Source organism: Cellvibrio sp. KY-YJ-3 (assembly GCF_008806955.1).
Lineage (GTDB): Bacteria > Pseudomonadota > Gammaproteobacteria > Pseudomonadales > Cellvibrionaceae > Cellvibrio.
This window is the reverse complement of the sequence record NZ_CP031727.1, coordinates 1,092,643-1,110,473: the sequence shown is the minus strand read 5'-3', so window position 1 is coordinate 1,110,473 and position 17,831 is coordinate 1,092,643. Positions and strand designations below refer to the sequence as shown.

Below are 17,831 nucleotides of genomic sequence, written 5' to 3'. Positions count from 1 at the left end.
GGGTTTTATGTCTGTTGATTACTGAATCTTCAGGGAATCAATATCGTTATAGGTGGTATAGGGGCTAACAATGACTTGCTCGTTTGGATCCAAGCCGGCCAGTACTTCGATAAACTGGCTATTGCGCCGCCCCAGTTTTATATCGCGCCGATACGCGCGCTTGCCATCGGCCGATACAACAAAAATCCAATGACCACCCGTGTCTTGAAAAAACGAATTGTTGGGAATTAATTGCGCCGGTTCATTGGCTCCCATCTGCAAGCGCAACTGCAAAGTCTGGCCTCGGCTGATATTCGCGGGCTGCTCGCCGGTAAATACCAAATCCACACGAAACTGGCCGTCAATAACCTGCGGATAAATTTTTTTAATGCGCAGTGGAAATTCTTGCTGATTTATTTTTGCCAGTGCGGTTTGATCAACCCGCGTGCGATTCATATAAAACTCATCCACCTGTGCCATTAACTTAAAATAGTCCGGGTCATCAATTTGGCCAAAACGTTCGCCGGGCATCAACGATTGCCCCGGTTCCAGATTAAATGCCGTCAGTCGGCCCGCAATCGGTGCCGTCACATTCAGGCTCGCTAAATTGGTGCGCGCAAAGGTTAAGTTGTTATTGAGCGACGTGACTGAATCGCGCAGCTGTTTCATTTGCGCCGCTTGTAATGCCAGATCAACTTCGCGTGCCTCGCGAATCAATTGCTGGCGCTTTTTTAAATAGACCAGATTATCTTCTGCTTCTTTCAATTCTGCTGCGGAAATTAATTGGTGCTTGATGAGCGGGCGCATGCGCTCCAAGCGTTGGCTCTCGGTTGTTATTTGATGATCCAATTCATTCAAGTTGCGTTTATGTTCAAGGTCGTTGCGCGCCAGATTTAATTCCTGGGTTTGCAATAGATTAATCTGTTCGCTCACCTGAGCCTCGCGGGTGATGGACTCCAATTGCAAACGGGTATTGGAGATATCCACAATCGCCGCTCCCGCTGCAATCGTTGCTCCATCTTCCACATGAATTTTTTCTACCCGTCCGCCTTCAATCGCATCCAGATAAAGTGTGCGCAAGGGCATCACCTCACCGCGCAGCGGAATGACATCTTCAAAAATTCCCTGCTGCACCGACGCAATAACCAAATCATTTTTATTCACGCGCAGTGTGCGCTCACTGCTTGGCGCTGCCATCACCCAGAGCGCGGCAAGCGTTACAAATAATATTACCGCGCTGATTGTTCTACGCCATTTTTGCCAAAAATTTAGTTGTCTGGGTATATCCATTGTCATTAGGAGTTTTCTGTCCGCTCGGTTATCGCTGCTTGAATAAAAAATATTGGACTATCAAAGGCTTATCGCCCGCTTTCGGCGGTATTTATACGCCTGCTCAGATACTTATTTAGCAACAGCCGCGCCACTTCATAAAATTTATATATTTCAATAAGTTAGGCGCATTTTATTAACGTGAGTGAGACTTGATGTGTTCGATTACGAACGCTTGTTGTTCGTAATCGGACGACATAAACTGCGGTTACGCTCACTAGAAAACAATAATGCCAGGGACATTTTTCATGACTGCAACTGCTGGACACCTATTAGTGCTTGATGACGACGAGGATATTTTGTTGTCGGCGCGACTGTTACTCAAACGCCAGATAAAAACCTTGAGCTGCTTAAATAATGTGGCCGAGCTGCCGGAGTTTTTAGCGCATCACTCCGTAGATGTGGTGTTGCTGGATATGAATTTTACCCTCGGCGATAATTCTGGCCGCGACGGTTTTGAATGGCTTGCGTATTTGCAAACCCACTACCCGCAGATTGTAGTGGTAGTGATGACGGCTTATGCCGGTGTTGAATTGGCGGTCAATGCAATTAAGGCGGGCGCCACGGATTTTGTGATCAAACCCTGGAGCAATGAAAAATTAATCGCCACCCTTCACAGCGCTTTAGCCTTGGCGCAGGCGCGCACTAACAATCACCTATTGCAGAGTGAAAATGTTGCGTTGCGCAGCTCGTTAGAGCATTTATCACAGCAACAAAAGCCGGCGTGTTTTATCGGCGAGACAGCCAGCATGCGTGAACTACTGCGCAAACTTAACCTCTGTGCACCAACCGAAGCCAATGTATTAATTTTGGGTGAAAATGGTTCCGGGAAAGAGTTGCTCGCGCGTGAGATTCATGCGCGCTCCAAACGCGCCGGCAATATTTTTATGGCCATTGATATGGGCGCTATTCCCGAAAATTTGTTTGAAGCGGAATTGTTTGGCTATAAAAAAGGGGCGTTTACCGGTGCCAATGAAAATCGCATGGGTAAATTGGTCGCCGCCAATGGCGGAACTTTATTCCTCGATGAAATCGCCAACCTTGCACTGCATCTGCAAGTAAAATTATTGCGTGTGCTGGAGCAGCGTCAGGTAACGCCGGTAGGTGATGAAAAGCCGGTTGCCCTCAATGTGCGTGTTATTGCCGCGACTAATGCTAGCTATGCGCACCTAACGGATGAGCGGCAATTTCGCCAGGATTTATTGTATCGCCTGAATACCGTAGAACTTACCCTGCCGCCACTGCGCGAACGCAAAGACGATATTCCGTTGTTGGCCGATCATTTCCTCAGTGTTTACGCACAAAAATACCAGCGCAAAAAACCGCTGCTGAGCCACAACGCGCTGGCCGCACTGCAGGAATATTCCTGGCCAGGCAATGTGCGTGCGCTGAACCATGCCATTGAGCGGGCGTTGGTATTGAGTGATAAAGATATCTTGCAAGCAGAAGATTTTGCGCTCGCACCTACGGCTGAAAATCCTTCAACTGATTCAACACAAACTAACAGTTTGAACTTGGAAATATTGGAGCGCAATGCAGTTGAGCAGGCACTAAAAAAACATGCCGGGAATATTTCACAAGCGGCGCGGGAATTGGGCTTAACGCGTATGGCGCTCTATCGCAGGATGGAAAAACATGATCTCTAACGCTGTATTGTCAATCAAGTCAGGATTAACGGATTTTCGCACCAATATTCTGCTGCGGTTAGTGTTGATTCTCTGCACCATGTTGTTATTGGCTGGTGTTTATCACGCTGAACCATTTTTGCTATTCAGTATGATAGGTATAGCTATCTTGTTGTCGATACAGATTTATTTACTTTTTAACTATATGCAATCCACCCAGCGCGAAATGGAAAGTTTTTTTGATGCTGTGCGTTATGAAGATGGTGCACGTCGAATCAATACCCGCTTTAAGCAGAGCCAACACCTGAAAGTACTCTGGGAAGAACTGCAAACGCAGTTGCAACAGCTGCGGCAAAAAAATGAAGAGCTGGTGCGCTATTACAGTTTGCTGCTGGAAAAGGTACCAGTTGCGTTGGTGGTGGTTGACGGTGAAGACGGAAAAATTGAACTGGTTAATTCGGCGGCACAGCAATTGTTTAAACGCAGCTATTTATCAGCAGTGGATCATTTACAGGATTACGGCGCGCAACTGGCGTTGGACATACAGCAAATAACGGCAGGCGAACAGCGCAGCTCCCATTTGTTGAGTGATCAGGTGTCTATAGCAGTGGCATTGTCGGCGGCAGAGATTCAATTACCTGGCGGAACCAAAAAGGTAATTAGTATTCAGCCTATCCAGCGGGAACTGGATAAACAGGAAATTCTCGCCTGGCAAAATTTGGTGCAGGTGTTTACCCACGAAATTATGAATTCAATGACGCCCGTTGCGTCACTGAGCAAAACGGCAAATGAATTATTGTTGACGCAATTAGATAACCATGGGAGTGCCGATGAGGCTTTGCAGGATGCACAACAGGCGATCCATACGGTGGCGCGCCGCGCTGAACATTTAATGCAATTTGTGCAGGCTTATCGACGTATTGCCAATCCACCGCAACTAAAGTGCGTAGATATAGTGGTGCAGGATTTACTAATGGATGTGTGCCGCTTGTTTCAGGTACAGGCAGGCGAACGGGCGATCACATTAGAATGCACAACCATTCCTGAACATCTCAGGCTACATGCTGATCCCGCGCATGTGGAGCAGGCATTAATTAATCTGGTAAAAAATGCGGTTGATGCCCTCGCAGAAAAACCCCATGGTCACATTGTCTTAAAGGCTTATATTGGTCATGGTGGCAATATATTAATTGATGTGATTGATAATGGAGCAGGAATCCCGGCGGACAAATTGGAGCAAATTTTTGTGCCCTTTTACACATCAAAACGCGAAGGTACTGGCGTAGGTTTATTTTTGGTGAAGCAAATTATGCAAGCACATCGCGGATCAGTTTGTGCTTTGCAGGGTGAGAATGGCGGAAGTGTTTTGCGCTTGATGTTTTGACTTACTTAACCTAAAAAATTATTTTTTTGGATTTTTTATAATCAAAAATAATAGCGATGGTGTAAAAATCAAGCGCCTTGACCACTGCCTTCAGTCTGTAATCAAATTGTCATAAACACTGCCTAGATTGCGTCGGGTATTAACCAATCTGCGTATGCTTATGAAAATCTCCTCCCGTTTGATGCTCGGCGCCATGTTACTCACCGGTGTTGCGGTATTACTGGCCGCTGGTACTACCGGTTGGCTGGCGTTAAAGGAATCCAACCGCGCTTTATCGCACAATCTTGAACAACAATTTCAAGCACTCGCCGCCGGGCGCGCACATGCCGTTACTGCGCAGTTTTCCAATTATCAGGAATTACTTTTATCGCTCTCCCATGGGCGCATGACTCAAGAAGCGGTGTACGGTTTTGTACGCCCCTTTGCATCCTATCGCTATGAGGTTCCCAGCCGGGCGACGGAGGAATTACGCAGCGAATTAATGCAGTGGTACAACAATAGCTATCAACCATATCATCGCCAACAAACGCAAGGTGACCCACTGGATAGCCGTAGGTGGCTGGATAAATTCTCGCAAGAGGCGTTACTGATTCAGCATTATTATCTGCAACAGAATCCGCAGGAAATTACTCAATTAGCGCTGATGGACGATGCCAGTGACGCGACCATTTATGGCCAACAACATCGGCGTTACCACAGCAGCTTTCGCGATTTAAGCCAACGTTTTGGTTTTAGCGATTTGCTGTTGATTGATGCCCAAAGTCAAACCGTTATTTATTCCGTCGCCAAAAGCCCACTGTTAGGCACCTCGCTCAAAGACGGACCATTTAGTCAGTCACCGCTTGCCCAATTGAGTGCACAGTTACAGAGTGCACGCGCCGATCAGGTTTTGCTCTCGCGGTTTTATCTGAACCCTGCACGGTTTAATCAGCAGGTGGCTTATATGGGTTTGCCGGTGTTTCATGATGTGCAAAGCCCCGATAAAGCCGTTGGCTTTTTAGTCGTCGAAATTCCTGCAACACAACTGACACATATTATTAATGCAACACGCAGCTGGCAGGCATTGGGTTTGGGCAGCAGTGGCGATGTGTATATCACCGATCAGGATGGGCAATTGCTGACGGAACTGCGGCCCATGCTGGAAGCACCGGAACATTTTCTATCGCAGCTACAAGCCGTTACCAGCGGTGAGCAATTTGAGAAAATGAATCGCCTGCAGCAAATCAGTGGTTATTTTTCACCAAATACGCAGGCGGTAAAAAATGCCCTCGCGGGTGAAACCGGCAGCGGTATGACTGAGGATTATTTAGCACAGCGCGTATTGAGCAGCTGGCAACCCCTTGGTTTTGGCGGCCAACAATTTGCGCTGGTGGCGCAACAAGACCCTGACGAAATATTTGCACCGCTGGCAAGCCTGCGCAGCACCTTGTGGCGCAGTGTCGCGATTGCCATTGTGGTATTGACCGGGCTTGCCGCGTTAGTCGCCTTTTTATTTGCGCAACACATTGGCGAACCGCTCAAACAATTAGCCGCGGCGATTAAAAAATCGGCGCAGGATAAAAATCTGCTCAGTAGCTTTCCTGCACAGCGCAAGGATGAACTGGGCGATATCGGACGATCGCTCAATTATTTATTCAGCGAATTAAATTCGGTGATGATGCAGGTGAACAGTTCCAGTGAACAAAGTTTGCAGGGCGCGCTGGATAATGTCACTACCACCCGCCAGTGTCGCGATGAAACTGCACGCCAACGCCATGAAATGAATCACGTAGGCGCCGAAACTGAAGCAGTCGTGAAATCCCTTGCGCAGATGACCGAGCGTTTAAATCTCGTCACGCAGAAAGTGAATCACGCCGCCCAGGTGGCGGGTGAAGGGCGCCTGCGAGTGCAGAGTGTTGACCAACAAATGCAAATTCTTGCGCAGCAAGTTACTCACTCCTGCTCAACCTTGGCTGAGCTGCGCAGCGCAACGGACAATATAGGCTCGGTCTTGGATACGATTCAAAGCGTGGCGGAGCAAACCAATTTATTGGCCTTAAATGCGGCGATTGAAGCAGCGCGCGCCGGTGAGCATGGGCGCGGCTTTGCGGTGGTCGCTGAAGAGGTGCGCCGCCTGTCATTTGATACCCAAAGCGCGACGGGTGAAATTAAAAAAATGATTGATCAACTGCGTAATTCCGTCACGCAAATTTCGACGGGCCTAAATGCCGAACAGGAAAGTGCACAGAATTGTTTACTAGAAACCCGCGCGACCCAGGACTCGCTCAAAAATATTGAGGCCGCCGTTGCCGAAGCAAGCGCAATTACCCATAGCGTTAATAACAGCGCACAAGATGAAAGTCAGCGTGCGCAATCCATGCGCGGCCGCTTGATCCAGTTGATCACCGGCATTAACGAAACAGATATCGCCATCACCCGCCTTGCCGAAAGCGCCGAGCAGCAAAATGCGCTGGCGAATCGCGTAATGAGCGCCGCTAAAGTATTACGGTTTGAACAGCGTCGCTGATTAGCGACGCAGATAACTCAAACATTCATCCACTTCGTCGGCGGAGCCGAGAATCACTGCCACGCGCTCATGCAATTGTTGCGGTTGAATGTCTAAAATCCGCTGGCTTTCACTAAAGGCTTTACCGCCCGCATTTTCAATTAACATGGCCATGGGATTGGCTTCATACAACAAGCGTAATTTGGCCGGTTGTTTGGCATTGCGCGAATCTGAAGGGTAGAGAAAAATCCCACTGCGCGTGAGTACGCGATGCACATCACCTACCATCGCTGCATTCCAACGCATGTTAAAGCGTTTTCCACGCGGACCTATTTCCCCCAGCACCAAATCATCGATGTAGGCGCGCATGTCCTCGTTCCAGAAACGCGCGTTGCTCATGTTGATGGCAAATTCTTGCGTCTGCGGTGCGAGTTGGATCGGGTCGGCGGTGAGCAAAAAATTGCCTTGGGTTGAATCCAAAGTAAAACAGCGTGTACCTTTGCCAGTGGTAATTGCCAATAAGGTGGACGGGCCATAGAGCACGTAACCTGCGCAAACCTGTTGCGTGCCCTGCTGGTGGAATTGCAATTCACTGCTGTGTGGAATTAAATCCAGCGCGCGATAGATACTGAAAATAGTACCTATCTGCCCGTTAATATCGATGTTCGATGAACCGTCGAGCGGATCAAAGGCCACCAGGTATTTACCGGCATCATTACCTGCGACTGCGGTGTCTTCCTCTTCCGAAGCGATGGCCGCAACCAAGGGGCAGGCGAGTAATAAATCCTTCAGCAATTGATTGGAAATAATATCCAAATGCTTTTGGGTTTCGCCCTGGATATTTTCATCCTGCGTTGAACCCAACACGCCCGCCAGTGCGCCTTGGCGCACGCGAAAGGCAATTTCTTTACTCGCATCGATGATGGTTTCGATAACCTGAATCAGGTCGTCGCTGACATCGTCACTGCGCAATACACTGAATAAATTTTTCATGCACTTACCTGTAGTAACGTTTAAATCCAAAACAATCTGCGTTTTTTGTCATACCCGCGCACGCGGGTATTCATAACAACTACTGGACTCCTGCGTTCGCAGGAGTCACGAACGAATCTGCAGGGGTGACAAATAACTTTTCAAGAACGAAAAATAAATTTTTAGGCGCGACGAATAAATTAAATGTAGCGATTAATGCAATTTAAATCGGCAAAGGATTGTTCCAAACGCTTTACCATCACTTCTTCACTTTGACGCAACCATACCCGTGGGTCGTAGAATTTTTTGTTGGGTTTGTCATCGCCCTCGGGGTTGCCAATTTGCCCCTGCAAATAGGCTTCATTGGTTTTGTAATAATCCATAGTGCCCTGCCAGAAAGCCCATTGGGTATCGGTATCGATATTCATTTTAATCACACCGTAGCGGATGGCTTCCGCAATTTCTTCTGCGGCCGAACCCGAACCGCCGTGGAATACAAAATTCAAACTGTTGGCGGGCAAACCAAATTTTTCACTCACATAGGTTTGTGAATTTTTCAAAATAGACGGTGTGAGTTGCACGTTGCCGGGTTTATACACCCCATGCACATTGCCAAAAGACGCGGCGATGGTAAATTTTTCGCTAATCGCGCTGAGTTTTTCATAGGCGTAGGCGACATCTTCCGGCTGGGTGTAAAGCGCGGAATTATCCAGATTGGTATTGTCTACGCCATCCTCTTCGCCACCGGTGCAGCCCAATTCAATTTCCAGGGTAACATCGATTTTTTTCATGCGCGCCAAATACTCGGCTGAAATTTCGATATTTTCTTGCAGCGATTCTTCTGACAAATCGATCATGTGCGAACTGAACAAGGGTTTACCGGTCTGCGCAAAATGGGTTTCGCTCGCCGCTAATAAACCATCGATCCAAGGCAATAATTTTTTGGCGGCGTGATCAGTGTGCAAAATCACCGGAACGCCATAAGCTTCCGCGACCGCGTGTACATATTTGGCGGCGGCGATAGAACCTAAAATCGAACTGCCCTGACCTTCAAGTTTGATACTTTTGCCCAGGAAAAATGCCGAACCGCCCTGCGACAGCTGCACAATGACCGGGGAATTTACCCGGCGCGCCGCTTCCAGGGTGGCGTTAATCGTATTGGTATTGCAGATATTGACGGCCGGGTAAGCGAAACCGCCCGCTTTGGCGGCAGCGAATAATTGATTAAGGGCATCGCCGGTAGCAACACCGGGGGCAACGAGGTTCGCGAGACTGTTCATCATCAAATCCTGAGCTGTGGTTGATTTTTTGTGATGACCGAGTTGTTCGCCGATTGGATTTTTTAGTTTTTCTTTTTTATGTCGAATATAAATTTATGTGCACACTTTTTACGATAGGGGCGCTGCTTGCCGCGCCCTTGTCGTCTTTATCACACCGCGATGACGGTAAAAAATTTAGTCATTAATTTCCGCCAGTTCCGAAGCCTGCTCACAAATCGCCACAAAGTGACCTGGGTCCAGGCTCGCGCCGCCAACTAATAAACCGTCGATATCCGGCTGGCGCAGCAGTTCACTGGCGTTGGCTTTGGTCACACTGCCGCCGTACAAAATGCGCACGCGATTGGCGGTGTCTTCGTCAAACAGGCGAACAACTTCCGCGCGAATGTATTGGTGCACATGCTGGGCAATGGCCGGGGTCGCGGCGAGGCCAGTACCAATCGCCCATACGGGTTCATAGGCGATGCACAGATCTTTACCGGCCAGATCCAACCCGCCCAGACCTTCGCTCAACTGTTTAAACAACACCTGCTCAGTGATATTGGCTTCGCGCTCTTCGCGGTTTTCACCCACACACAACACCGGCAACAGACCGTGATTGAGCGCGGTATTCACTTTGATTTTGCAGCCTTCGTTGTTCTCGGCAAACATGGCGCGGCGCTCCGAGTGGCCGATCAGGCAGAGCGAGCAGCCAGCCTGCTTGAGCATTTGTGCCGAGGTCTCACCGGTATAAGCACCCGATTCGTAACGGCTCACATTCTGGCTACCAATTTGCAATTCCGAGTACTGCAAAAAGGTGAGCATATCGCGCATGTACAAATAGGGTGGGCAGATAGCAATTTGCGCAGCAAAGTGCTTGCCAATAAACGAGGCCACGGAAGTGCAGATCAGGTCAAGGCCGCCGTTGAGCTTCCAGTTGGCAATCACTATGGGTTTACGCTGTTTCATGGTTATGACTCAAAAAAGACCAGGAGCGTCCGGGCTATAGCCGGTCACCCTGTTTGGGTGGGCGCAGTTGATAGGGAAAATGCTACACAGGCGCGTGAAATCGAGCAAGTAACAAAAGGAGATATTTTGTTCAAAAATGCATTTATTTGGTTTTTTAATCCTAATTAATTGCATTTTTTGTGTGTAAACGTTTCAAATAGAGGGCAATTAAAAATGTAATCGTTTACATTTTGTCGTATTTATTCGCCCTGACTAATGCTGTGATCATGGCTGGGATCGTAAATCGCAAAGCGGTTTTTACCGCTACGTTTGACCTGATACATGGCCTGATCCGCATGTTTGCGCAAGCTGAGCGGATTGTCGCCATGCTCGGGGTAGAGGGCGATGCCGATACTCATTCCAACCACCTCAAGAACGCCCGGCTGCACCGCGATGGGCACTTGTTGGGCATCGAGAATTTTCTGTGCGATACGCTGCACCATTTGCAGGTTGCCGGCGTGATTGAGCAGCAGCAGAAATTCATCGCCACCGATACGTGCCACCACATCGGAGTCGCGCACCAGCTTGCGCAGCCGCTGGGCGATGGCGACCAGCACCCGGTCGCCAGCGTCGTGCCCGTAGGAGTCATTAATAAACTTGAAGCGATCCAGGTCAATCAGCAGCACCGCAAAACGATTATCGCCAGGGCCACGCTGGTTAATCAGGCTGTGCAGGGCGTCCTCCACCAATTGGCGGTTGCTCAACCCGGTCAGGGTATCGGTCTCCGCCAGCTCGCGGGAGCGTCGCTCGGCGTGTTTGCGCTCGGTCACGTCGTACATCACACCTTCAATAGTAGCGGTCTGTTGCCTGCTACCTGCCGGTGAAAAAATACAGTGCACCCAGCGTTCGCGGCCGTCGGCCATGCTCTGGCGCAGGCGTAAATCGGCCGAATGGGGGCGCCCGGTGACGGCGGCCAATTGAATCAGCGAACCCGCTTCGAGGCTATCCAGAAATACGCTGTTAGCGAGGTTTTCATGGCCGCTGCCAGCGGGTTGTTGTTCACTCAGGCCGGTGAGGCGGAAAAAAGCGGGGTTGGCGGTGATCAGCAAACCACCGTCGCGCACGAGGAAAATGCCGGCGCTGCTGTCCTCAAAAATACCGCGAAACCGCGTTTCCAACAGTTCGACGCGATGGCGCAGCTGGCGTTCCTCCTCCAGCATTGCCTCCACCGTGTGCAGCAGCGCGTTGATATCGCCACTGAGCTGGCCGATTTCATCCCCGCGATGCAAGCCGGTAACCGGGATTCGCCCGCCATCGCCGGGAGTAATCCGGTGCAGTCGCCCGGACAGGTTTACCAGCGGGCGGGTCATCATCCAATACACCAGAATCAATACCAGCAGCGCCACCACCGCCGCTTGGGCAGCAAGCCCGATGGCGGTGGCCATGGCCGAGTCGCGCGCACGCAATTCAATCAGCGAACTATTGGGCATCACCGCCAGCTCGCCCACAATTTCTTCTTCATCAAAGGGGCCGTAAAGCGCCAGGGTGACCGGCGCACGACGCGGGTTTGGCGGCGCCTTACCCTGCTGGCCAATCACCTCATTGCCTACCGTAATGCGCGCACCAGTAACTATGTCATTCTGGGCGAGGCCATCCACCACTTGCTGCGCCAGCTCGCGATTGCCTACATAAGCGGCGATGGCGGCAGTAGCGCGCACCGTCTCCAATAATTGCTGCACCGAGCGCTCGCTGTCGGCGAAGGATTGCTGGTAACTGTGCTGATAGAAATATTGCGACGACAGCGCCACCACCAACAGCGCAGCGGTAGCGACACTCAGGGAAACTTTGATGTGCAGGCTTCTGATATTCATGGTGTGGGGGACAGCTCCATCACCACTTTAACCCCCTTGGGTAGCGGTTGCGCAGGCACGTAGGCTATGGCGCTGGGGTCTTTGGCGACCGCATCGATAATCGCCTGGTCACTGGGAAATTGCTGGGGGGGCGACATACGTCCGGCAAATACCAGGGTGGCCCAGTAGGCATCCACCTGCGCCTCACTTTTGCCAGTCAGGGATTTATAAAAAAGCTCGCGCAGCGGCAGCCCGGCATTCCAGTCAAAAGTGCGCGCAGGGGCGCCATTGGGAAAGGATGATGCGCGCCCCATAAACAGATCTACCACCTGCTTTTGCTGCAGCTGGGTGAGCGGATTGCTGGCATGGACCACCACCACAATGTCAGTACCGAAGGCACTGGCGGGTAGCCACAACAGCAGTATCAGCAATAGTCTGCTCATCAAAACAACATATCCAAAGTAAGGCTGGTGACCGTACTGCGCTGGTCGGTTTGAATGGCTTGGCTCGAGTCGGTACGCAGCCACAGATTGGTGCCATCGGCATCGATACGGAACTCCTCCACCTGCAGTTTAAGTGCCATTTTGGCGGCAAAATCCCAGCGCACTCCCGCCCCCGCGCTGGACTGATTAATTCGCACGCCGTTTAGGCTTACCCGGGTAATCTGGGCCAATTGCGCCACCTGTTCCGCCAACGGGCTGGGCAGACCGGCCGGGGCGCTTACATGAATCAACTCACGGCGCGGTTTGGAGCGTCCAGTGAGCGCATAAACCGTAAACTGGTTCAGGCGGCGACCGAGGCTCAGGTAGGCGCGATCACTCTGGGGCACCACCCCCACCTGGCTTTGCAGACGGCTGAATTCGCCCTGCAACAACCAGTCATTGTTGTCGTAGTTCAACCCCAGGGCGTGATAGCTAAAACGGCGTTCATAGGTAGCCGTCATGTCTGCCAGCTCGGTCGCTTGCGGCCAGTAGGGGCTGACACTATTGAGTGCATTTACCAGCGAGCGGGTGGCGTTGTTGTTGATTTTGATATCGGCGTAGGTATAACGCAGCTTCCAGTGAGCGCGCTCGGCAGCCAGGCTGAAGCCGCCCGCATCAAAATCCAAACGGCTGTGCCCCTCGGAGCGCAGACCAACGGGAAACTTCTGGTCATGGTTGCCGTAAAAGGCTTTGAGGCGGAGGGTGTTGCCGTTGAATTCAAACTGCTTGGCAAGGTCGATACCGTCGAGGTGGAAAATCGATAGCAAGCCATAAAAGTCATGGGGCGGGCGGGCCCAGGGGTAGGCGTAACCCACCTGGCGATAATCGGACAGGGTAAAAATATCCGCACCCATGCGCCCAACGCGCAGATCGACGCCATCCACCGGGCGATAGCCGATAAAAGCCCACTCCACCGCCTCCTCCAGGCCACTGTTAAAACGCTCCTTGGCGACCAGCTGCACGGTTGCGTCTAGCTGATGACTCCAGCGCCCATGCCATTGGGCACCGACAAGGCTATCAGTTTGCCATTCCAATGAACCGTCGTAGGAACCGTCATCCTGGGAGACATCGCGACGGAACACCAGTTGATCGTTGCTACTGGTAACGAGCCCCAGGGTGGCAAAGCCGGAAAAGCGGTGCTCGTTAATCGCTTGTGACAGGGGGGATACCAGCAAAGCAGCGGTACAAAGCAGGGTGGACGCAACAACACGAGGAGAAATAACGAAGCAAAACATGAACAACAACCTGTTAAGCCATGCCTGGCGTGTGCACAAAAGAATGGTCTGAGTATAGTCACCCAGGCCGCATTTGCCGCAGACCGGGGTGATAATCAGGCTACATCTGGGCGATATATTTGGACAGGGTCTCAAATTTTTCCGCATCGTTATCGACAAAACGCACCACGATTTTCACCACATTGGTATCCGGCCGGCCTTCACCGGCCTGAATACTGTGGACATAACCGTTCACCCGCGCCAGGCTGCTGCCATCGCCGGTTTCTATGTCCACTACCGCCTGTTCAAACAGGCCGGGCAGGTCATCGCTGCGCTGCATTAAACCACTCATCAATTGCAGCGACATTTCACGGATCACGACGCCAAAGGTGCGATTATTGGCAAAGCGTAGCTGCGCCTTGCCTTTAACGGTTTTGGCCGGCGCCGCAACCGCCTGCACCGCCGGTTTGGCGCCCAGTGCGCCTGCACTGTTATTTGTAAAAGGGCTGGCGAAGGGGTTAACTACTGGCGCCGCGGGCTTGGGAGCGGGTTTGGCGCCACCGGTCAGCACATCCACCGAAGCAAAGGCTATGCCCTGGGTGGTGGCACTGCGCGCGCTGGCGACGGGCGTTTTACCCGCCAATTTGAGCTGTTTGAAGACTTTTTTCAGCAACTCATCGGCCGAAAAGGGTTTGGAGAGGTAATCGGAGACGCCCAATTCAATGGCTTTGACTATGTGATTGCGATCACCGCGACTGGAAATCATGATAAACGGCACTGTGCCGGCATTGGGCATAGCGCGCACCGCCGTAAGCAGTTCAGCGCCCGTCATATTGGGCATTTCCCAGTCCGAGAGAATCAAATCCACACTTTGATTTTTCATCTGCGCCAGAGCGCGATTGCCGTCGGGTGCATCCAGAACTTCCACACCGGGAATCTTGTCCCGCAACTGTTTTTTGATCATGTCGCGGATGAAAGTGGCATCGTCCACCACCAGAATACGTATTGCCATTGCACGGCTCCCAGGCTGTATATCCCTAGAGCCTAGCCCAAGTTTGGCGCCTGTGCAGGCTTAATAACGCTTTGCCGGCAAGGAGTTAGGGTAGACCCGCGATCAGGCGCGAACGCGGCGCGGCAGCAGGGAAACTATGTTGCTATCTTCGTCAGCGGAGTAGGTGGCGATTGAAGCGTCAACGGCAATGCGCACCCAATGGCGCAGTTCATTTGGCTCGTCGAGCAGGTGGTCGGGCAGGTGGTAAAAATCGGATTGCAGCGCTACACCACGCGGCTGCAAGGTCTGCATAGCCTGTTGCTGGTAAAGCGGGCGAGAGCAGTCATCGGCGCGGAAATAGAGGCGATCATTCACGATCAGCGCAAATTGAACCCCGTGGTGATAGATCGCCGCACCATTAAAAATACGGCGATAAGCCACCTCTGCCACGCGCGACAAGCGGGCAATAACATGGTCCAGATAGCGGTTGCTCAGACTCATGGGTGACTTCCTATCCTGTCGCGGCGGGCGCGCATTGGGTTATTGATTTGATGGTGCCAAGATCCAAGTTTTGGCATGGGCAGAGGATAGATCAATTTTTGACGTCAGAAAATGCCTCAACACAAAATCTTACAAATCGACCAGCGGCGGGCTTAAACCAGCTCGGCACGGGTAAACACCCATTCGGTGGGCGATGACATGGCCTTGTTGTAGCGGTATCCCGCGCTATCAAACCCCTTCAGCTGCTCGGCCGCCGTGAGCTGGTTTTGCACTATGTAGGCACTCATCATGCCGCGCGCTTTTTTGGCAAAGAAGCTGATGATTTTGTACTGGCCGTTTTTTTGATCCTTAAACACCGGGGTAATCACCTCGGCCTGCAGCTTTTTAGGGTTCACCGCCCCCCAGTATTCGGTGGAGGCGAGGTTCACCAGCACCCGCTCACGCTGTTGCTCCAACTCGGCATTGAGCTGGTTGGTGATGATATCGCCCCAAAAGTGATAGAGATTTTTGCCGCGCGGGTTGGCAAAACCGGTACCCATTTCCAGCCGGTAGGGCTGGATTAAATCCAGCGGGCGCAGCAAACCGTAAAGGCCGCTGAGGATACGCAAATGCTGCTGGGCGAATTCGAAGTCGCTGGCGCCGTAATTTTCGGCCGCCATGCCGGTATAAACATCCCCTTTAAACGCCAGCACCGCCTGTTTGGCATTGGCCGGGGTAAAGGGCGCCTGCCACTCCAAAAAACGCTGGGCGTTGAGCTGCCCGAGTTTTTCACTGATGGACATCAGCTTGGACACCTGCGCAGGCGGCAACTCGCGCAGGTCGTTAATCAGCAGCTGCGAGTGCTCCAGAAATTGCGGTTGGCTATAAATAGCGGTGGGCGATGGGCTGTCAAAATCCAGGGTTTTAGCGGGAGAAATTACATGCAACATAAATAGGGGACGTCACCACAAAAGGATTATTCGGGTTTAAGCAGATCCAGCCACCAATTGAGCGGTGTTTGGCCGTCGGTGGGGTCGTAAACATTGCCGTACATCCACGCGCTTTGGCCGTCGCGCCCCACAAATTCGTTAAGAATATTTTCAATGGCGCTAAAGCCGCAGCTCACGTGGATGGAATACACCAGCATACGCGGTGTTTCGCGATCCAGTTCACCGCCCAATTTTTCCAACTCGGGGGTGAGCTGATCGGCGATGGATTGAATATCGCTGCGGCTAAATACACGAATACTCAGATTGCCGCTGCGCTGTACCAGGTCAAATTCACGGGTGTCGCTGAGCATTTTGACTACATCACCACTGGCCAGGCCCTTGGCAAACGCGGGCGATTGCACCAACTGGAAATTGCCATCCTCCAATTCACGCACATGCAGCTGCTCGACAATCGGTTTGCCGTCTGCACCCAGGCCGGCAAAAAGTTCTATCACTTGTAGGGATTTTTTCGACACGTATTCACCTTGTATTAAAATCTTGCCGTCAAACTAGTTGTGGCATTATACCCACCTCTGTCACAAGGAGTTCCACTATGAAACTGTTCTCGCAATTACTTGTACTCGCCAGCCTCAGCCTGCTGATGACTGGCTGTGTGGTTAATCCGGTTACTGGTAAAAGCCAGTTGTCGATCATGTCCCCCGAACAGGAAATCGCCACTGGCACCCAAAACTATGGGCCGGGCCAACAGGCGCAAGGCGGTCAATATGTGGTGGACCCGGGGCTGACGACCTATGTGCAACAGGTGGGCAAAAAATTGGCCGCGGTGAGCGACCGCCCCAACCTGCCCTATGAATTTGTGGTGCTCAATAACGATGTACCCAATGCCTGGGCGATGCCCGGTGGCAAATTGGCGATCAACCGCGGGCTGTTGGTTTATCTGGAAGATGAAGCCCAACTCGCCGCCGTACTGGGCCATGAAATTGTGCATGCCGCCGCCCGTCACAGCGCGCAACAGCAAACCCAAAATGTGTTGATGGGTGCAGGCGTGTTGATTGCCGGTGTTGCCATCGCCGAGAAAAAACCGGAATACGGTGTGCTCGGCATGGGCGCCATGGCCGTAGGTGCCCAGGCATGGCAAGCCAAATACGGCCGCAGCCATGAGCTTGAGTCAGATGAAGTGGGCATGAAGTACATGGCCAAAGCCGGTTACGACGCGCAAGCGGCGGTAGAGCTGCAGGAGATTTTTGTGAAGCTGTCGGAAGGGCGCAACAGCGGCTTTATCGAAGGCCTGTTTGCCAGCCACCCACCGTCACAATCGCGTGTTGATGCCAACCGTAAACACGCCGCGCAATACCCTGGCGGGGTGCGCAACAAGGCGCAATTCCAACGCGCCATGGCGCAGGTAAACAAAGACAAAAAAGCCTACGAAAATTATCAAAAAGCACAAAAACTCGCGGGCGAGAAAAAATACATCGATGCGCAAAACTACGTTGAACAAGCCATCGCCCAACAACCCAGAGAAAATTTATTTTGGGAGATGAAAGGCCAGCTGTTAATGCAGCAGAAAAAAGACAATGAAGCCGTAGTGGCTCTGGATCGCGCGATTCAAGCCAACCCGCAATATTTCAAACCCTATGTGTTCCGTGGCATCGCCTACAAACAATTGGGTAAAAACGATATGGCGGAAAAAGATCTGACCACCAGCCAGCGCTATTTGCCCACCCAAATTGCCACCTATTATTTAGGTGAAGTTGCACTCGCCAAAGGCAACCGCAGCCAAGCTGCCCAATATTTCCAACAAGCGGCGCAAGGCGGCGGGGAAATTGGCGAAGCAGCGAAGGGACAACTGGGCAAATTGCAGTAATGCAACCGGCAACAACCGCTAA

General features: G+C 51.6%; 15 protein-coding genes. 4 read left to right on the top strand and 11 right to left on the bottom strand.

Annotated elements, in window-relative coordinates:
- Positions 1 to 18 precede the first annotated feature (18 nt).
- Complete coding sequence (locus D0B88_RS04740) at positions 19 to 1,275, bottom strand: efflux RND transporter periplasmic adaptor subunit (protein ID WP_191966524.1); 1,257 nt, start codon at positions 1,273 to 1,275, stop codon at positions 19 to 21.
- A gap of 281 nt (positions 1,276 to 1,556) precedes the next feature.
- On the opposite strand from D0B88_RS04740, the gene D0B88_RS04735 reads away from it, so the two are divergent.
- The 3 genes from D0B88_RS04735 (at position 1,557) to D0B88_RS04725 (ending at position 6,823) form a co-directional block, all read left to right on the top strand.
- Positions 1,557 to 2,954 carry a sigma-54 dependent transcriptional regulator gene (locus D0B88_RS04735; protein ID WP_151055526.1) on the top strand — a complete coding sequence of 466 codons (1,398 nt, stop codon included), beginning with the start codon at positions 1,557 to 1,559 and terminating at the stop codon, positions 2,952 to 2,954.
- Entirely contained in the window at positions 2,944 to 4,317 is a 1,374-nt protein-coding gene (locus D0B88_RS04730; protein ID WP_151055524.1) for a PAS domain-containing sensor histidine kinase, read from the top strand. The genes D0B88_RS04735 and D0B88_RS04730 overlap by 11 nt, the downstream gene beginning before the upstream one ends.
- 160 nt (positions 4,318 to 4,477) lie before the next feature.
- Positions 4,478 to 6,823, top strand: a complete 2,346-nt coding sequence (locus D0B88_RS04725) for a methyl-accepting chemotaxis protein (protein WP_151055522.1) — start codon at positions 4,478 to 4,480, stop codon at positions 6,821 to 6,823.
- On the opposite strand, the gene D0B88_RS04720 is transcribed toward D0B88_RS04725, so the two are convergent.
- The 10 genes from D0B88_RS04720 to D0B88_RS04675 all read right to left on the bottom strand — a co-directional run bounded on the left by D0B88_RS04720 (position 6,824) and on the right by D0B88_RS04675 (position 16,460).
- Positions 6,824 to 7,795 carry a class 1 fructose-bisphosphatase gene (locus tag D0B88_RS04720; protein ID WP_151055520.1) on the bottom strand — a complete coding sequence of 324 codons (972 nt, stop codon included), beginning with the start codon at positions 7,793 to 7,795 and terminating at the stop codon, positions 6,824 to 6,826.
- Between the two features lie 179 nt (positions 7,796 to 7,974).
- Positions 7,975 to 9,054, bottom strand: a complete 1,080-nt coding sequence (gene fbaA / locus D0B88_RS04715) for a class II fructose-bisphosphate aldolase (protein ID WP_225318633.1) — start codon at positions 9,052 to 9,054, stop codon at positions 7,975 to 7,977.
- Positions 9,055 to 9,228: 174 nt separating this feature from the next.
- Positions 9,229 to 9,999, bottom strand: coding sequence for a triose-phosphate isomerase (gene tpiA, locus D0B88_RS04710; protein WP_007638758.1), 771 nt, complete (start codon positions 9,997 to 9,999; stop codon positions 9,229 to 9,231).
- Positions 10,000 to 10,238: 239 nt separating this feature from the next.
- On the bottom strand, positions 10,239 to 11,849 hold the full coding sequence (locus tag D0B88_RS04705) for a diguanylate cyclase domain-containing protein (RefSeq protein WP_151055516.1): 1,611 nt from the start codon (positions 11,847 to 11,849) through the stop codon (positions 10,239 to 10,241).
- Positions 11,846 to 12,271: a hypothetical protein gene (locus tag D0B88_RS04700; protein WP_040391016.1), complete on the bottom strand. Its 426-nt coding sequence runs from the start codon at positions 12,269 to 12,271 to the stop codon at positions 11,846 to 11,848. Before D0B88_RS04700 ends, D0B88_RS04705 begins: the two co-directional genes overlap by 4 nt.
- Positions 12,271 to 13,545, bottom strand: a complete 1,275-nt coding sequence (locus D0B88_RS04695) for a hypothetical protein (protein WP_151055514.1) — start codon at positions 13,543 to 13,545, stop codon at positions 12,271 to 12,273. Before D0B88_RS04695 ends, D0B88_RS04700 begins: the two co-directional genes overlap by 1 nt.
- 100 nt (positions 13,546 to 13,645) lie before the next feature.
- Positions 13,646 to 14,536 carry a response regulator gene (locus D0B88_RS04690; RefSeq protein ID WP_007638763.1) on the bottom strand — a complete coding sequence of 297 codons (891 nt, stop codon included), beginning with the start codon at positions 14,534 to 14,536 and terminating at the stop codon, positions 13,646 to 13,648.
- 102 nt (positions 14,537 to 14,638) lie between these two features.
- Positions 14,639 to 15,016: a TfoX/Sxy family protein gene (locus D0B88_RS04685; RefSeq protein WP_007638764.1), complete on the bottom strand. Its 378-nt coding sequence runs from the start codon at positions 15,014 to 15,016 to the stop codon at positions 14,639 to 14,641.
- Between the two features lie 152 nt (positions 15,017 to 15,168).
- Positions 15,169 to 15,945 carry a peroxide stress protein YaaA gene (gene yaaA, locus D0B88_RS04680; RefSeq protein ID WP_151055512.1) on the bottom strand — a complete coding sequence of 259 codons (777 nt, stop codon included), beginning with the start codon at positions 15,943 to 15,945 and terminating at the stop codon, positions 15,169 to 15,171.
- Between the two features lie 26 nt (positions 15,946 to 15,971).
- Positions 15,972 to 16,460, bottom strand: a complete 489-nt coding sequence (locus D0B88_RS04675) for a DUF4265 domain-containing protein (protein WP_007638766.1) — start codon at positions 16,458 to 16,460, stop codon at positions 15,972 to 15,974.
- 77 nt (positions 16,461 to 16,537) lie between these two features.
- On the opposite strand from D0B88_RS04675, the gene D0B88_RS04670 reads away from it, so the two are divergent.
- Positions 16,538 to 17,809, top strand: a complete 1,272-nt coding sequence (locus tag D0B88_RS04670) for a M48 family metalloprotease (RefSeq protein ID WP_007638767.1) — start codon at positions 16,538 to 16,540, stop codon at positions 17,807 to 17,809.
- Positions 17,810 to 17,831 lie beyond the last annotated feature (22 nt).